Below are 13,347 nucleotides of genomic sequence, written 5' to 3'. Positions count from 1 at the left end.
TGAATGTACTTCAGTACTTGCTTTAAGACTTGCTCTCGGCCAGCAATGCGACCTTCTTCTTCAGCCAGCGATCGACTGAAGGGAACACAAATTTTGATACATCACCACCGAACATGGCGATCTCACGCACTATGGTGCCTGAAATAAATTGATACTGATCAGACGGGGTCAGGAACAGGGTTTCTACATCAGGCAGCAGATAACGGTTCATGCCTGCCATCTGGAATTCATATTCAAAGTCAGACACGGCGCGCAAGCCACGCACGATGACGCGTGCATCATTCTTGCGCACAAAGTCTTTGAGCAAACCGGAGAAACTCTCTACCTTCACGTTCGGATAATGTCCCAATACTTCATTGGCAATTTCCAGACGTTCATCGAGGGAGAAAAATGGATTCTTGCTTTTGCTATCCGCCACACCCACCACCAAAGTATCAAAAAGACCGGATGCGCGACGCACCAGATCTTCATGACCGCGTGTCAGCGGATCAAATGTTCCCGGATAAACGGCTGTGACCATCTTCACTCCCTTTTTTCGCAATCTGCATAAGGATATGCACCAAGTTGAGCAGGCATTATGCCTGATTTTCGTGCGCCTCATGCGGCAAAATGTTGCGTTGCAGTATATGGAAGTACACACTACCGGCTTTATCGGCACGGATAACTTGCCATTCGTTTAATAATTTAGCTAATTTTTCATCTGTCGCTGCATCGCCAGAAGATACCTCCAGCGAAAATTCTGATTCGACATAAATACAGCCTTTAGCGCTCAATAATGGTGCGCAGGCTGGCAGGATGCGCGCCAGCCAATCCTGCTCAAAAGGAGGATCAAGAAAGATCACATCCATTTTCTGAGCCTGGTTTGCCATGCCCTCGACTGCCTTGAGTGCATCTGCCCTCAGCAATTTGCATTGGCTGGCTTGCAATTTATCGCGGACTTGTTCCAGTTGCCTGTAAGCTGGCGTATGCGCTTCCACCATAATGACTTGCGCTGCACCACGGCTGGCGGCTTCAAAACCCAGAGCGCCACTGCCAGCGAACAAATCCAGGCAATGCACGCCGCTCCAGTTATTGTGCAGCAAGTGATTGAGCCAGTTGAACAGAGTTTCCCTGACGCGGTCTGGCGTAGGACGCAAACCCTCGGCATCAACAACACTGAGCAGGCTGCGCTTCCACACGCCGCCTATGATGCGGACTTGATGGTGTTGACGTTTTACCGGTGCTGCTTTTGCAGCCGTGTTTTTTGTTTTTTTATTACTATTTGTTTTCATTGCATGCTTGCTACGGCTAAATCTGTTTATCTTGCGCTGTCTGTTAAAATGGCAGCATTCTAATATCAGGGCTGGCTATATGCCGCCCGCACTCCCAAATATCCCGATGTTTAGTTTTTTCAAAAAGAAGCCCAAAGAAGAGGCACCCGTTGTTGTGGCTGAGCCCGCGCCAGTTGTGACTGTTGTCACAGCGCCAGCCAGCCATGCTGCCGTTGTCCCTGCTGCTAATACTGCCCCTGCGGTGGACCTTACACCAGCTCAAACCCCTGCACTGACAGAAGTGCTTGCTACCAAGCCGCAAGAACCTGAGCAAAAACGCTCATGGTTAAGCCGCCTGAAAGCCGGGCTGGCCAAAACATCCTCGAATCTTACCACCCTCTTCATTGGTGCCCGCATTGATGATGATTTGTATGAAGAACTCGAAGCTGCCCTGCTGACCTCGGATGCTGGCGTCGAAGCTACCCAGTTCCTGCTGGATGGCTTGAAGAAAAAGGTCAAGGAAGAAAAGCTGACCGATGCCGAACAAGTCAAAGCTGCCCTCAAAGTCTTGTTGCTGGAAATGTTAACGCCTTTGCAAAAGCCTCTGGAACTGGGCCGTTATCAACCTCTGGTCATGATGATCACTGGCGTCAATGGTGCGGGCAAAACCACGACCATAGGCAAGCTGGCAAAGCATATGCAAACCCATCAGCAATCGGTTTTGCTGGCTGCGGGCGACACCTTCCGCGCTGCGGCACGTGAACAACTGACGATCTGGGGCGAGCGCAATAATGTCACGGTGATCTCGCAAGAATCCGGCGACCCGGCGGCAGTGGCGTTTGATGCAGTAGCATCTGCCCGCGCCCGTGGCACTGATGTAGTCATGGTAGATACGGCTGGCCGCCTGCCTACCCAGTTGCATCTGATGGAAGAATTGAAAAAAATCAAACGTGTTATCGCCAAAGGCATGGATGGCGCGCCGCAAGAAGTCTTGCTCATCATCGACGGCAACACTGGCCAGAATGCACTGGCCCAGGTCAAGGCCTTTGACGATGCCCTGCAACTGACTGGCCTGGTCATCACCAAGCTCGATGGCACTGCCAAAGGTGGCGTGCTGGCAGCAATCGCCAAGAACCGCCCTGTACCTGTGTATTTCATCGGTATAGGCGAGCAGATTGAAGATTTGCAACCATTTAACGCCCAGGAATTTGTTGACGCCCTGCTCAGTTAATTGCACAAAAAAAGGCCAAACGCGATCATGATTGAATTTGAACACGTCAGCAAACAGTATTCGCAAGATGTTTATGCACTCAAGGATGTTTCATTATCAATTGCTGCCGGTGAATTGATTTTCCTGGCTGGCCCGTCTGGTGCCGGTAAATCGACCTTGCTGAAGATGATTGCAGGCATAGAAAAACCGACGTCAGGGCATGTCAAGGTCAATGGCCAGGACATAGGCAAACTCAAAGCCAGCAGCCTGCCTTATCTGCGCCGCAAGCTGGGCCTGATTTTGCAAGACCAAAAATTATTGACTGACCGCCATGTGCTGGCGAATGTCATGCTGCCCATCATCGTCACCGGCGCTTCCCACGCTGAAGCTGAGACCCGTGCCCGCATTGCGCTGGAAAAAGTTGGCCTGCCAGACAAGGCTTATTCCCTGCCGCTGGCTTTATCCGGTGGTGAGCAGCAGCGGGTGGCGATAGCCCGTGCCATCGTCAACCGGCCGCAGATCATTCTGGCGGATGAACCTACCGCCTTTCTGGACCGTGACAATGCCAACAAGGTGCTGGGTGCACTGAAGGCTTTCCAGAGCGCCGGTGTCACCTGCATTATCTCCAGCCATGATGAACAATTTCTCGATCAGGCCAGCCGCGTGATTTACCTGAGCCAGGGCCAGGTAGTCAGTACCTGGAAATCCTCGCTGGCCGCCTGATCCTGCAGTACAGAATAACAAGGAAGAATTCATGACCAACTGGTTTCGTCAACACTTGTTCGCCATCAAGAGCGCGTTCGGCCATTTGCGTGGCAGCCCGGGTAATTTCCTGTTCAATGTGCTGGTAGTGGCGATCGCGCTGGCCTTGCCCATCGCCGGCCTGACCCTGATAGAAAATATACGTCCCATCTCGTCGCAACTGTCCATAGAACCTGAGATCAGCATCTTCGTCAGCCCGGACACACCGAGGGCAACGGCCACAGCCTTGTCGATACCACTGAAAAAATTGCTGAAAGAGAAAAACATTACGGCCAACCTGAACTTCATCCCCAAGGACAAGGCCCTGGCCAGTCTCGAGCAATCATCCAACCTGGCAGAAGTCTTATCTACATTGGGTGGCAATCCGCTGCCTGATGCCTATGTCTTGTCCATGTCGAATAGTGATGCGGGCAAGATAGAGGCGCTGGTCGAAGAAATAAAGCAAATGCAGGATGTCGATGTCGTGCAACTCGATTCCGCCTGGGTCAAGCGCCTGGCAGCACTGGTGCAAATCATGCAGCTTGGTTTGTTGTTCCTGGCTGCCACTCTGGGTGTGGTGGTGGTGGTCGTGGTGTTTAATGCCACCCGCCTGCAAGTGATTTCGCACAGGGCAGAAATTGCCGTATCGCGCCTGCTGGGTGCGACCAATAGTTTCATTCACAAGCCTTATTACTATACCGGCGCCTTGCTGGGCTTGCTGGCAGGTGGCCTCGCACTGGGCCTGATTGCGGCATCCCTGCAACCCTTGAACAAGGCAATTGCAGAATTTGCTAAATTATATGCATCGGAATTTCACCTTGCTCCGTTGGGTATCGTACAGAGCGCCATACTATTGGCTGTTAGCATGTTGCTTGGGTTGGTTGGTGTTTTTCTGTCGGTAAGAAGGCAATTGGCGCGCGCAAGCTGAATTCTTCGCGCCATTTGCTCAATAAGCGCACAATAAATCTGTTCTTGCTTCGTCTTCATAGTGCTGAAGCTTGTTGGTACTTGGTGATTACTAGTGTTCTCTATTAGTCGCTAGTGATCGTGCACCATTGCAGCAGTCTGCGCATCGTGATTTTTGCAACAGGCTTTTACAATTTGCATCGAATTGATTGCAACTTTCCACCCAGGCATCTATCTAAGCACTATACATGTTGTAAATGAATGCTTGTTTTTCAATAGATTTATTTGATGAACTTCATAGAATCTGAGTATTAGCACTCTTCTCAAGAGAGTGCTAATATAGGAACTTGAAAGTGCCAAAAGGAGTAATTGATACTCTTAAGGCAGCAATAAGGAGGAAAAATGGCAACTACATCGACACAATTGATCCCTGCAACAGACAGCACAGCGCTGGCTTTAGGTTTTAGTGGCACGCTGGGTAATATTGATGCCTATATTTCTGCAGTCAATCGTCTGCCTATGCTCACGCATCAGGAAGAGATAGACTTTGCGAACAAATTGCGTAATGACAATGACCTGGCTGCTGCGCAGCAACTGGTTATGTCACATCTGCGCCTGGTCGTATCGATCGCCCGCGGTTACCTCGGCTATGGCTTGCCCCATGCTGACTTGATCCAGGAAGGCAATATCGGCCTGATGAAAGCCGTTAAACGCTTTGACCCTGACCAGGGTGTACGTCTGGTGTCCTATGCCATGCACTGGATCAAGGCTGAAATGCATGAGTACATTTTGAAAAACTGGCGCCTGGTCAAAGTAGCAACGACCAAAGCACAGCGCAAACTGTTCTTTAACCTGCGCAGCCATAAAGAAGGCCTGGACGCGATGACACCAAAGCAAATTGATGCACTGGCATCAACGCTGGATGTCAAGCGCGAAGAAGTCATCGAAATGGAAATGCGTTTGTCCGGCCACGATATTGCTCTGGATGCACCAACGGATGATGACGATGAAAAGTTCGCTCCTATCGCTTATCTGAAGACTGAATCCGACGAACCTACCCGTGTGCTGGAAACACGCCAGTATGACCGTCTGCAAAGCGAAGGCCTGGAATCTGCCCTGTCCAAACTGGATGCACGCTCACGCCACATCATAGAATCACGCTGGTTGAAAAATGATGATGGTACAGGCTCCACCCTGCACGAACTGGCCGATGAATACGGTGTGTCTGCCGAACGCATACGCCAGATCGAAAGCGCAGCCCTGAAGAAAATGAAGGGCAGCCTCAGCAGCTTTGCATAATCAAAACATGCTGTAGCAAAAGAAAAAGGCACTCGCGAGAGTGCCTTTTGTTTTATCCAGCGGCTTTGTGGCCATTTTTGTGGCCGGGTGCGGGACTATTCGTGGTCGATTTCGCGGCCAATTTCGCCGCCAATTTCGTGGCCAGAGTGCCGTCTGCTTTGTATTCTTTGCCGCCTTACTTCAGCAGGATTTTCAAATCATGGGCAACAGGTTCTGCTCCCTGTCCATGGCGCAAGAATAAACGGATGCGCCCCTGAGGATCAAATACATAACTACCCGCTGTATGGTCCATGGTATAGCTGCCGGGTGTTTTGCCTTCTACCTTTTGATAAAACACTTTAAATTCTTTGGCAACTTTGGCCGTTGCGGCAGCATCGCCAAACAAACCCAGAAAGCGTTTGTCAAAATTGGGGACATAGTTGGCCAGCAAAGCCTGGGTATCGCGTTCAGGATCCAGGGTCACAAACAGGACCTGCACCTTGTCGGCATCAGGTCCTAGCAATTTCATGACACTCGCCATTTCTGCCATGGTGGTCGGGCAGACATCCGGGCATTGGGTATAGCCAAAGAAGATGACTACCGCCTTGCCCTTGAAGTCTGCCAGGGTGCGCTGCTTGCCATTGTGATCCGTCAGGGCAAAGTCTTTGGCGTAATCAAGGCCAGTCAGATCGGTGTTATTGAATTTTTCCTGGGCTGGCATGCAAGCCGCCAAACCGAGCAAACTCAGCGCCATCAGCATACTGGCGAGGTGCTTCAGAATTTTCATAGCTTGATATAGTGATCAATCAACAAAGCTGCAAACAGCAGGGACAGGTAGATAATAGAATAGGCAAAAGTCTTGCGTGCCAGTACATCATCATAGTGCTTGTAAATGCGCCACGCATACCACAGGAAGATCACGCCCAGAATAATCGCGCTTATCAGGTAAATCAGACCGCTCATGTGCACCGCATAGGGCAGCATGGTGGTGGCAAACAGCGCTATCGTATACAGCCAGATGTGGAAGCGGGTAAATTCCAGGCCATGCGTTATCGGCAACATCGGCAGGCCGGAACGCGCGTAATCATCGCGCCTGTACATGGCCAGCGCCCAAAAATGCGGTGGCGTCCAGACAAAGATGATCAATACCAGCAACCAGGCCTGCATGGGCACATCGTTTGCCACTGCTGCCCAGCCCAGCGCGGGTGGCATGGCACCTGACAAACCACCGATGACGATGTTCTGCGGTGTTGCCGGTTTCAGGATGATGGTATAAACGACAGCATAGCCAACAAAGGTCGTAAATGTCAGCCACATGGTCAGGGGATTGACCATGGTATACAAAACCCACATGCCCATGCCACCGATGACACCCGAGAACACCAGGGTCTGTGGCACAGTGATTTCACCCTGGGCAGTCGCACGGCGTGCTGTTCTGGCCATGCGGGAATCAATTTCTTTTTCCACCAGGCAATTTACGGCAAAAGCAGCGCCTGCCAGCAGCCAGATACCTACAGTGGCAGCGACGACTACGCGCCAGGCAGGCAACTCCGGTGTCGCCAGGAACATGCCGATGACGGCGCAAAATACCGCGAGCTGAGTCACACGGGGTTTGGTCAAAGCCCAGTACTGAGCCAGTCGGTTGGAAGGCAAACTTAAAGTGGTCATGATCTATCTTTGGCAGCGGCAAGGCTCACATGCCTTATGCGGTAGTTTAACATGGTCAGCAAAAGCACGAGCATGGCAGCCATCCCATTATGCAAAACTGCCAGCAGCAAAGGCCAGGAAAAAAAGACGGTAGAAATGCCGATGATGAATTGGGCAACAATCGCGAGCAAGATATGGTGGCCCAGCTTTTCCAGCCCGGTAATCTTGCGCGCCCTGAACGCGGCCCACAGACAGACTGCGACTACCAGCAAGGCAAAGTTCCTGTGCACCCAGTGTATGGCAACCAGGGCATTAAAAGGCAGGTAATCGCCATTCACAGTCTGGCCCAGCTGGCGCCATAGGCTGAAACCATGTTCAAAGTCCATCGCCGGTATGACCTGGCCATTGCACATGGGGTAGTCCTGGCAAGCCAGGGCAGCATAGTTAGTACTTACCCAACCACCCAGACTGATTTGCACAAACACCAGCACTAAAGCCAGGCTGGCTGGCCATAGCATGCGCCTGCCATCGGCGGCAGCAATGCTGCGGCCCGGCAGCGAGCTGCTTTGCTGTTCCAGACTGGCACTGAGCAGTGCCAGCAAACCCATGCCGAGGATTAGGTGAGTGGTCACTATGACGGGTTGCAGCTTGAGGGTGACAGTCCAGGCGCCGAATGCACCTTGCAGGCAAACAAAGAACAGCAGGAAAGTTGCCAGCCAGGGGCTGCTTGGAAGCTGCCGGCGGCGTACCCAGGCAATAGCCATCTGGGCAATAATCAGTATGCCCACACTCATGGCCAGATAGCGGTGCACCATTTCTATCCAGGCTTTTTGCAAAGTCACGGGGCCAGTGGGCATGGCAATTTCTGCCGCCTTGATCGCAGCATGAGATTGCAAGGGGTTGGACTGGCCATAGCAACCCGGCCAGTCCGGGCAACCCAGGCCAGAGTCTGTCAGGCGGGTAAATGCGCCAAACATGATGAGCTCAAAAGTCAACGTGACAGTCACCGCGATGAGCTTGCGGTATTTATTCTTTTCCCTGGACAGGAACACCATAGCCGCCGGTATTACTGCGACCATCAGTGCTGTCAATGCAATCTGCAACCACATGATTATTGTTTCACCTATCGCTTAAGCTATCTTTTAACCTATCGCTGACGCACGCAATAATTTGCTGAGGTCTTTTTTAATCTTGTTGGCATCTGCATTTTTTTGATACCGCATCATCAGATTGCCGAGCGGATCGATCAGGTAAATATGGTCGCTGATCTGGGTGTCGCTTTCAGTCGGCAACCAGGCCTTGAGGGCGGCTGCATCGACCTTCAGCATGCGTGCACCATCATGCTGGCGTATCAGCATGGTATCAATGGGGGCATCGTCGGTGATCAGCCAGACGCGCTCTATCCTGTCCATTTCCTTGCCCTGGGCGGTACGCAACTGGCGGATGTCATACATTCTTTTCTGGCAAGCCTCAGCACAGGCACCGCTATCTACCTGCAGCATCAGCCACTTGCCTTTATAGGCTTCCAGGCCAATCACGGGATCAGTCGCCGCTGCACCCAGCAGATGCCCGGCCAGTTTGGGCATGGGGTAATTGCGCGGGTCAAGAATAGTGCCGTAATTGGTGCGGCCTTCAGGTTTGATGACATAGTAAGCCAGATAGGAAAAAACCATGGGGGCAGCACAGACTGCCAGCACCATCAATAATTTCCAGCGACCACGCGACTTTTGCTTTTCAGTTTTTTCCACGACGAAATCCAGTAACAACAAAGAATAAGAAGGCCATCAGAGCCAGCGCATACCATTGAAAGGCATAGCCCCTGTGCTTGTCAGCACCTGCCGAAGGCATCGGCCATTCGCGCGAGAGACCATCGTTTTCCAAGGAAGTTTGTTCCAGCACAAAGGGATAAAAATCCCAGCGCGTCTGTTTTGCCAATGCTTCCACATCGATATTTTGCAAGAGGCTGCCCGGTTTGACCACTTCGGCCTGGCCGAGTTGCATTACCCGCTCTAGCCTGTCCCTGAGCATGCCTTCCAGCACGACCTGGCCACCAGCGGCAGGAATATCTGGCATATGCATACGGTCACGTGCATCGCGCGGGTGCCAGCCACGGGCAATCAAGACATATTTACTGCTATTGGCCAGCTTGAAAGGCATCAGCACATACAAACCGGCTTTTCCCTGCAGAGGGCGGTTATCCAGATACAAGGGCCATTCGCGTATGAATTGTCCACTGACTTGCAGCTTGCGAAACGCCTGCAACTGTCCGGGTGGCGTTTGCGCATTCAACATCAGTACAGGCAAATGCTGGCGCTCGGCCATTTGTGCTGCCAGCATTTCTTTTTCTTCTGCCCTGCGGGTCTGCCATTGCGCCAAAGCGATGCCCAGGCTGGCCAGCAGCAGACAGGCAATAAACGGGATCAGGCGGAAACGGAAGGAAATAGGCATTCAGGTATTAAGGCATTACAATGCAAGAGTCGATCAATTAAAAGCACCAACAATAACCGAATATGAAAATTCTTGTCGCCATCGCTTTTTTCCTTATCCTGTTCAGCCTGGGGTCTGCCCTGGTTTACCTGATGAAAGACAAGGGGAAAAGCAATCGCACGGTCAAGGCACTGGCATTTCGGGTAGGTTTTTCTATCACGCTGTTTTTGCTGATCCTGCTGGCCAATCATTTTGGCTTGATACAACCTACCGGTATCAGGTAAATCCAGCCCGAATTTTAGTGACGGACTGGTTTCAGTACCACCAGCTATTCAGACAATTCCATATATGTAAAAAAGCCGCACTAACTGTGCGGCTTTTTTACGCTATTTTTTGCTACTAAAGCTTGCTTACAGCCAGTAAACAACAACGTACAGACCCAGCCAGACCACATCAACAAAGTGCCAGTACCAGGCAGCGCCTTCAAATGCGAAGTGGTGCTCAGGTGTGAAATGGCCCTTCATGACACGATACAAGACCACCGACAACATGATCGCACCCATGGTCACATGGAAACCATGGAAACCGGTCAGCATGAAGAAAGTGGAACCGTAGATACCGGAAGTCAGTTTCAGGTTCAGTTCGCTGTACGCATGCATGTACTCGTAAGCCTGGAAGCCCATGAACACCGCACCCAGCAAGACTGTGGCAAACAACCAGAATGCTGTCTTGGCACGATGGCCTTCACGCAAGGCGTGGTGAGCAATCGTCAGCGTCACGCCGGAAGTCAGCAACAAGGCCGTATTGATTGTAGGGATAGGGAAAGGACCCATGGTCTTGAAGGCTTCGACCGTGCCAGCCGGGCCTACATTACCCCAGTTGGCAGCAAAATCAGGCCACAGGACTTTGTGATCAAAATCAGCCAGCCATGGCATGGAGATAGTACGTGCATAGAACAATGCGCCAAAGAAGGCTGCAAAGAACATCACTTCAGAGAAAATGAACCAGCTCATGCTCCAGCGGAAGGAGACATCAATACGGGCGCTGTATTTACCGCCTTCAGATTCAGCAATCGCATCACCAAACCAGTTATACAAGACCACCAGTGTCAGGATAATACCGGCGAAGTTCAGGTAAGAACCCCAGGCCAGGCCATTGACCCAGGCAGAAGCACCTATCATGGTCAGCAATAAGGTGGTGCCACCAAGTACTGGCCATTTGGATGGGCCAGGCACAAAATAGTATGGCGCATTAGCGTGTTGAGAACTCATTTCCATCTCCCGATGCAATTTAATGTACTACTTGAATTGTTATTTTGCGACTACATGCCTGACTATCATGATCAGCACTGAAATAAAGATCAGCGCACCTATGATGCCGGCAATAATCACGTGAACAGGATTCAACTGCGCTGCATCCTGCTCATAATCAGTTTTCTTGCGTATCCCCAAAAACGACCAGAATACGGCTTTCATTGTTGCGAAAAACGAAGCCTTACGCTTGCTTGCTTCTTTCAAATCTGTCATGACTTACCCTGCCCTTCTCCAGCTACGCCAGGTGCTGCCTGTGGCTTGACGCCAACTTCAAAGAAGGTATAAGACAAGGTAATCGTCTTCACATCTTTAGGCAAGGCCGGATCCAGATAAAACACTACCGGCATTTGCCTTGCTTCATTTGGCCCCAGAGTCTGCTGCTTGAAACAAAAACATTCCATCTTTTTGAAGTAATTGCCAGCCTGTTGTGGAGCGTAGCTGGGTATCGCCTGCGCATCCATCTTGTATGACTGCTTGTTGACTACTTCATAAACGATTTGTGTCATTTCACCGGGGTGCACTTTCATGCTCGCCACGGTAGGACGAAAACGCCACGGGCCTTGCGTATTTGCATCAAACTCCACCGTCACTTCACGGCTTCTGTCGATCTGGGAATTGGATATTTCTTTGACCGAGATATCCTTGGGCGTCAGAATATTTACACCCGTCAATTCACAAATCTGTTTGTAAATGGGTACCAAAGCATAACCAAATCCAAACATCATCAAGGCAATCACCAGCAACTTGCCGAGCATTTTCGCATTCAGCTTGCTCTTGCCTGCAACACCGGATTCTTCTTGCGACATGAAGCTATCCTATCAGCGTAACCAGGTTTGCTTGATGAAGACACCGGCAAAGAACACCAGTGCCACAGAAAACAGAATGATGGCAGTTCGCAAGTTATTCGGTTTTTTTCGATTACTCATTTTTTGTCTTGCTCCGGCAGAACCGGAGCAAGCCTCAGCCGCATTACATTATTTGAATTCTGGTGGTTCTTCAAAAGTATGGAAAGGCGCAGGGCTAGGCACTGTCCATTCCAGACCTTCAGCACCATCCCATGGTTTCGCCGCTGCTGGTATGCCGCCTTTGATGGACGGGATAACCACTGCCAGGATGAAATATACCTGCATCAAACCAAAACCAAACGCACCGATAGTGGCAACCTGATTGAAATCAGTAAATTGCGCAGGGTAGTCGGCATAACGACGTGGCATACCGGCCAGGCCCAGGAAGTGCATAGGGAAGAAGGTCACGTTGAACAAAATCAGCGAACCCCAGAAGTGGATTTTGCCGCGTGTTTCGTTGTACATGAAACCTGTCCATTTTGGCCCCCAGTAGTAGTAACCGGCGAACAAGGCAAACAGGGAACCAGCCACCAACACATAGTGGAAGTGGGCAACCACGTAGTAAGTATCTTGCAACTGGATGTCAATCGGTGTCACCGCCAGGATCAGGCCAGTAAAGCCGCCCATGGTGAACACGAAGATGAAGCCGACTGCAAACAACATAGGCGTCTCGAAAGTCATCGAGCCTTTCCACATCGTCGCAACCCAGTTAAATACTTTCACGCCGGTAGGTACCGAGATCAGCATGGTTGCGTACATGAAGAACAACTGTGCCGTCACTGGCATACCGGTTGTGAACATGTGATGCGCCCAGACGATGAAGGACAGGATCGCGATGGATGCGGTTGCATACACCATCGATGCATAACCAAACAAAGGCTTGCGGGCAAATGCAGGAACGATCTGGGAAACGATACCGAAGGCTGGCAAAATCATGATGTACACCTCTGGATGTCCGAAGAACCAGAAAATGTGCTGATACATGACAGGGTCGCCGCCGCCGGCTGCATTAAAGAAGGATGTACCAAAATGACGGTCGGTCAGTGTCATCGTGATCGCACCTGCCAGAACTGGCATAACAGCGATCAGCAGGTAAGCAGTAATCAACCAGGTCCAGCAGAACATCGGCATCTTCATCAGTGTCATGCCAGGAGCGCGCATGTTCAGGATGGTAGTGATGATGTTAATGGAACCCATGATGGAAGACGCACCCATGATGTGGACCGCGAAAATCGCCATATCCATGCCTGGGCCCATTTGTGTGGACAATGGTGCATAAAGTGTCCAGCCAGCAGCCGTTGCACCGCCAGGAACAAAGAAAGAACCCATCAGCAGCAGAGCTGCTGGAGGCATCAGCCAGAACGAGAAGTTGTTCATACGGGCAAATGCCATATCAGACGCGCCGATCTGCAGCGGGATCATCCAGTTGGCGAAACCAACGAAAGCCGGCATGATCGCACCAAAAACCATAACCAGACCATGCATGGTGGTCAACTGGTTAAAGAACTCAGGCTGCATGAGTTGCAGACCAGGCTGGAACAATTCACTGCGGATGCCCAGGGCCATGACGCCACCGGCCAGCAACATCGTGAAAGCGAACCACAGATACAAACTACCGATATCTTTATGGTTGGTTGCAAACAACCAGCGCTGGAAACCATGTGGATGGTCATGCGCGTGGTCGTGAGAGTGATCGTGAGCGTGATCAACTGTAGTAGTGCTCATCTTTT

The 13,347-nt window shown here is 51.2% G+C and carries 17 protein-coding genes; 5 read left to right on the top strand and 12 right to left on the bottom strand.

Going from position 1 to position 13,347, the window contains the following annotated elements:
* Nucleotides 1-22: 22 nt before the first annotated feature.
* Together coaD and rsmD are read right to left on the bottom strand one after the other, a co-directional pair.
* Nucleotides 23-520 carry a pantetheine-phosphate adenylyltransferase gene (gene coaD, locus ACO0LN_RS19810; RefSeq protein ID WP_422950259.1) on the bottom strand — a complete coding sequence of 166 codons (498 nt, stop codon included), beginning with the start codon at nt 518-520 and terminating at the stop codon, nt 23-25.
* 55 nt (nt 521-575) lie between these two features.
* Nucleotides 576-1,271 (bottom strand): 16S rRNA (guanine(966)-N(2))-methyltransferase RsmD, encoded by a 696-nt coding sequence (gene rsmD / locus ACO0LN_RS19805; RefSeq protein WP_422976703.1) that lies wholly within the window; start codon nt 1,269-1,271, stop codon nt 576-578.
* Between the two features lie 79 nt (nt 1,272-1,350).
* On the opposite strand from rsmD, the gene ftsY reads away from it, so the two are divergent.
* From ftsY to rpoH, 4 genes are all read left to right on the top strand, one after another.
* On the top strand, nt 1,351-2,481 hold the full coding sequence (ftsY, locus tag ACO0LN_RS19800) for a signal recognition particle-docking protein FtsY (protein ID WP_422976701.1): 1,131 nt from the start codon (nt 1,351-1,353) through the stop codon (nt 2,479-2,481).
* A gap of 27 nt (nt 2,482-2,508) precedes the next feature.
* The gene (locus ACO0LN_RS19795; RefSeq protein WP_422976699.1) at nt 2,509-3,183 is read left to right on the top strand and encodes a cell division ATP-binding protein FtsE; all 675 of its coding nucleotides are present in this window, start codon (nt 2,509-2,511) and stop codon (nt 3,181-3,183) included.
* A 31-nt stretch (nt 3,184-3,214) separates the two neighbouring features.
* Complete coding sequence (locus ACO0LN_RS19790; protein ID WP_422976697.1) at nt 3,215-4,129, top strand: cell division protein FtsX; 915 nt, start codon at nt 3,215-3,217, stop codon at nt 4,127-4,129.
* Between the two features lie 380 nt (nt 4,130-4,509).
* Complete coding sequence (gene rpoH / locus ACO0LN_RS19785) at nt 4,510-5,406, top strand: RNA polymerase sigma factor RpoH (protein WP_422950255.1); 897 nt, start codon at nt 4,510-4,512, stop codon at nt 5,404-5,406.
* A gap of 175 nt (nt 5,407-5,581) precedes the next feature.
* Here the strand turns inward: rpoH and ACO0LN_RS19780 are convergent, their stop codons facing one another.
* Genes ACO0LN_RS19780 through ACO0LN_RS19760 form a run of 5 tightly spaced genes read right to left on the bottom strand, consistent with a single transcriptional unit; the run spans nt 5,582 to nt 9,480 of the window.
* Nucleotides 5,582-6,172, bottom strand: a complete 591-nt coding sequence (locus tag ACO0LN_RS19780; RefSeq protein ID WP_422976695.1) for an SCO family protein — start codon at nt 6,170-6,172, stop codon at nt 5,582-5,584.
* Complete coding sequence (cyoE, locus tag ACO0LN_RS19775) at nt 6,169-7,053, bottom strand: heme o synthase (protein ID WP_422976693.1); 885 nt, start codon at nt 7,051-7,053, stop codon at nt 6,169-6,171. The genes ACO0LN_RS19780 and cyoE overlap by 4 nt, the downstream gene beginning before the upstream one ends.
* Complete coding sequence (locus ACO0LN_RS19770) at nt 7,050-8,141, bottom strand: COX15/CtaA family protein (protein ID WP_422976691.1); 1,092 nt, start codon at nt 8,139-8,141, stop codon at nt 7,050-7,052. The genes cyoE and ACO0LN_RS19770 overlap by 4 nt, the downstream gene beginning before the upstream one ends.
* A gap of 33 nt (nt 8,142-8,174) precedes the next feature.
* On the bottom strand, nt 8,175-8,732 hold the full coding sequence (locus tag ACO0LN_RS19765) for an SCO family protein (RefSeq protein ID WP_422950357.1): 558 nt from the start codon (nt 8,730-8,732) through the stop codon (nt 8,175-8,177).
* A gap of 34 nt (nt 8,733-8,766) precedes the next feature.
* Nucleotides 8,767-9,480, bottom strand: coding sequence for an SURF1 family protein (locus ACO0LN_RS19760; protein ID WP_422976689.1), 714 nt, complete (start codon nt 9,478-9,480; stop codon nt 8,767-8,769).
* Between the two features lie 62 nt (nt 9,481-9,542).
* On the opposite strand from ACO0LN_RS19760, the gene ACO0LN_RS19755 reads away from it, so the two are divergent.
* Nucleotides 9,543-9,743, top strand: a complete 201-nt coding sequence (locus tag ACO0LN_RS19755; protein WP_110256438.1) for a twin transmembrane helix small protein — start codon at nt 9,543-9,545, stop codon at nt 9,741-9,743.
* 126 nt (nt 9,744-9,869) lie between these two features.
* On the opposite strand, the gene ACO0LN_RS19750 is transcribed toward ACO0LN_RS19755, so the two are convergent.
* The 5 genes from ACO0LN_RS19750 to ctaD are packed head-to-tail and all read right to left on the bottom strand — an operon-like array spanning nt 9,870 to nt 13,342.
* Complete coding sequence (locus tag ACO0LN_RS19750; protein ID WP_422976687.1) at nt 9,870-10,730, bottom strand: cytochrome c oxidase subunit 3; 861 nt, start codon at nt 10,728-10,730, stop codon at nt 9,870-9,872.
* Between the two features lie 39 nt (nt 10,731-10,769).
* The gene (locus tag ACO0LN_RS19745; protein ID WP_162043552.1) at nt 10,770-10,985 is read right to left on the bottom strand and encodes a DUF2970 domain-containing protein; all 216 of its coding nucleotides are present in this window, start codon (nt 10,983-10,985) and stop codon (nt 10,770-10,772) included.
* On the bottom strand, nt 10,982-11,578 hold the full coding sequence (locus ACO0LN_RS19740) for a cytochrome c oxidase assembly protein (RefSeq protein ID WP_422976685.1): 597 nt from the start codon (nt 11,576-11,578) through the stop codon (nt 10,982-10,984). Before ACO0LN_RS19740 ends, ACO0LN_RS19745 begins: the two co-directional genes overlap by 4 nt.
* A 12-nt stretch (nt 11,579-11,590) precedes the next feature.
* On the bottom strand, nt 11,591-11,698 hold the full coding sequence (locus tag ACO0LN_RS19735; RefSeq protein WP_232063105.1) for a cytochrome oxidase small assembly protein: 108 nt from the start codon (nt 11,696-11,698) through the stop codon (nt 11,591-11,593).
* Between the two features lie 48 nt (nt 11,699-11,746).
* Nucleotides 11,747-13,342: a cytochrome c oxidase subunit I gene (gene ctaD, locus ACO0LN_RS19730; protein WP_422976683.1), complete on the bottom strand. Its 1,596-nt coding sequence runs from the start codon at nt 13,340-13,342 to the stop codon at nt 11,747-11,749.
* Nucleotides 13,343-13,347: the final 5 nt, after the last annotated feature.

Origin of the sequence: Undibacterium sp. TC9W, assembly GCF_049339865.1 — a bacterium.
Classification (GTDB): Bacteria; Pseudomonadota; Gammaproteobacteria; order Burkholderiales; family Burkholderiaceae_D; genus Undibacterium.
Note: the sequence above shows the minus strand (reverse complement) of the source record. Positions and strands in the feature narration are given on the sequence as shown.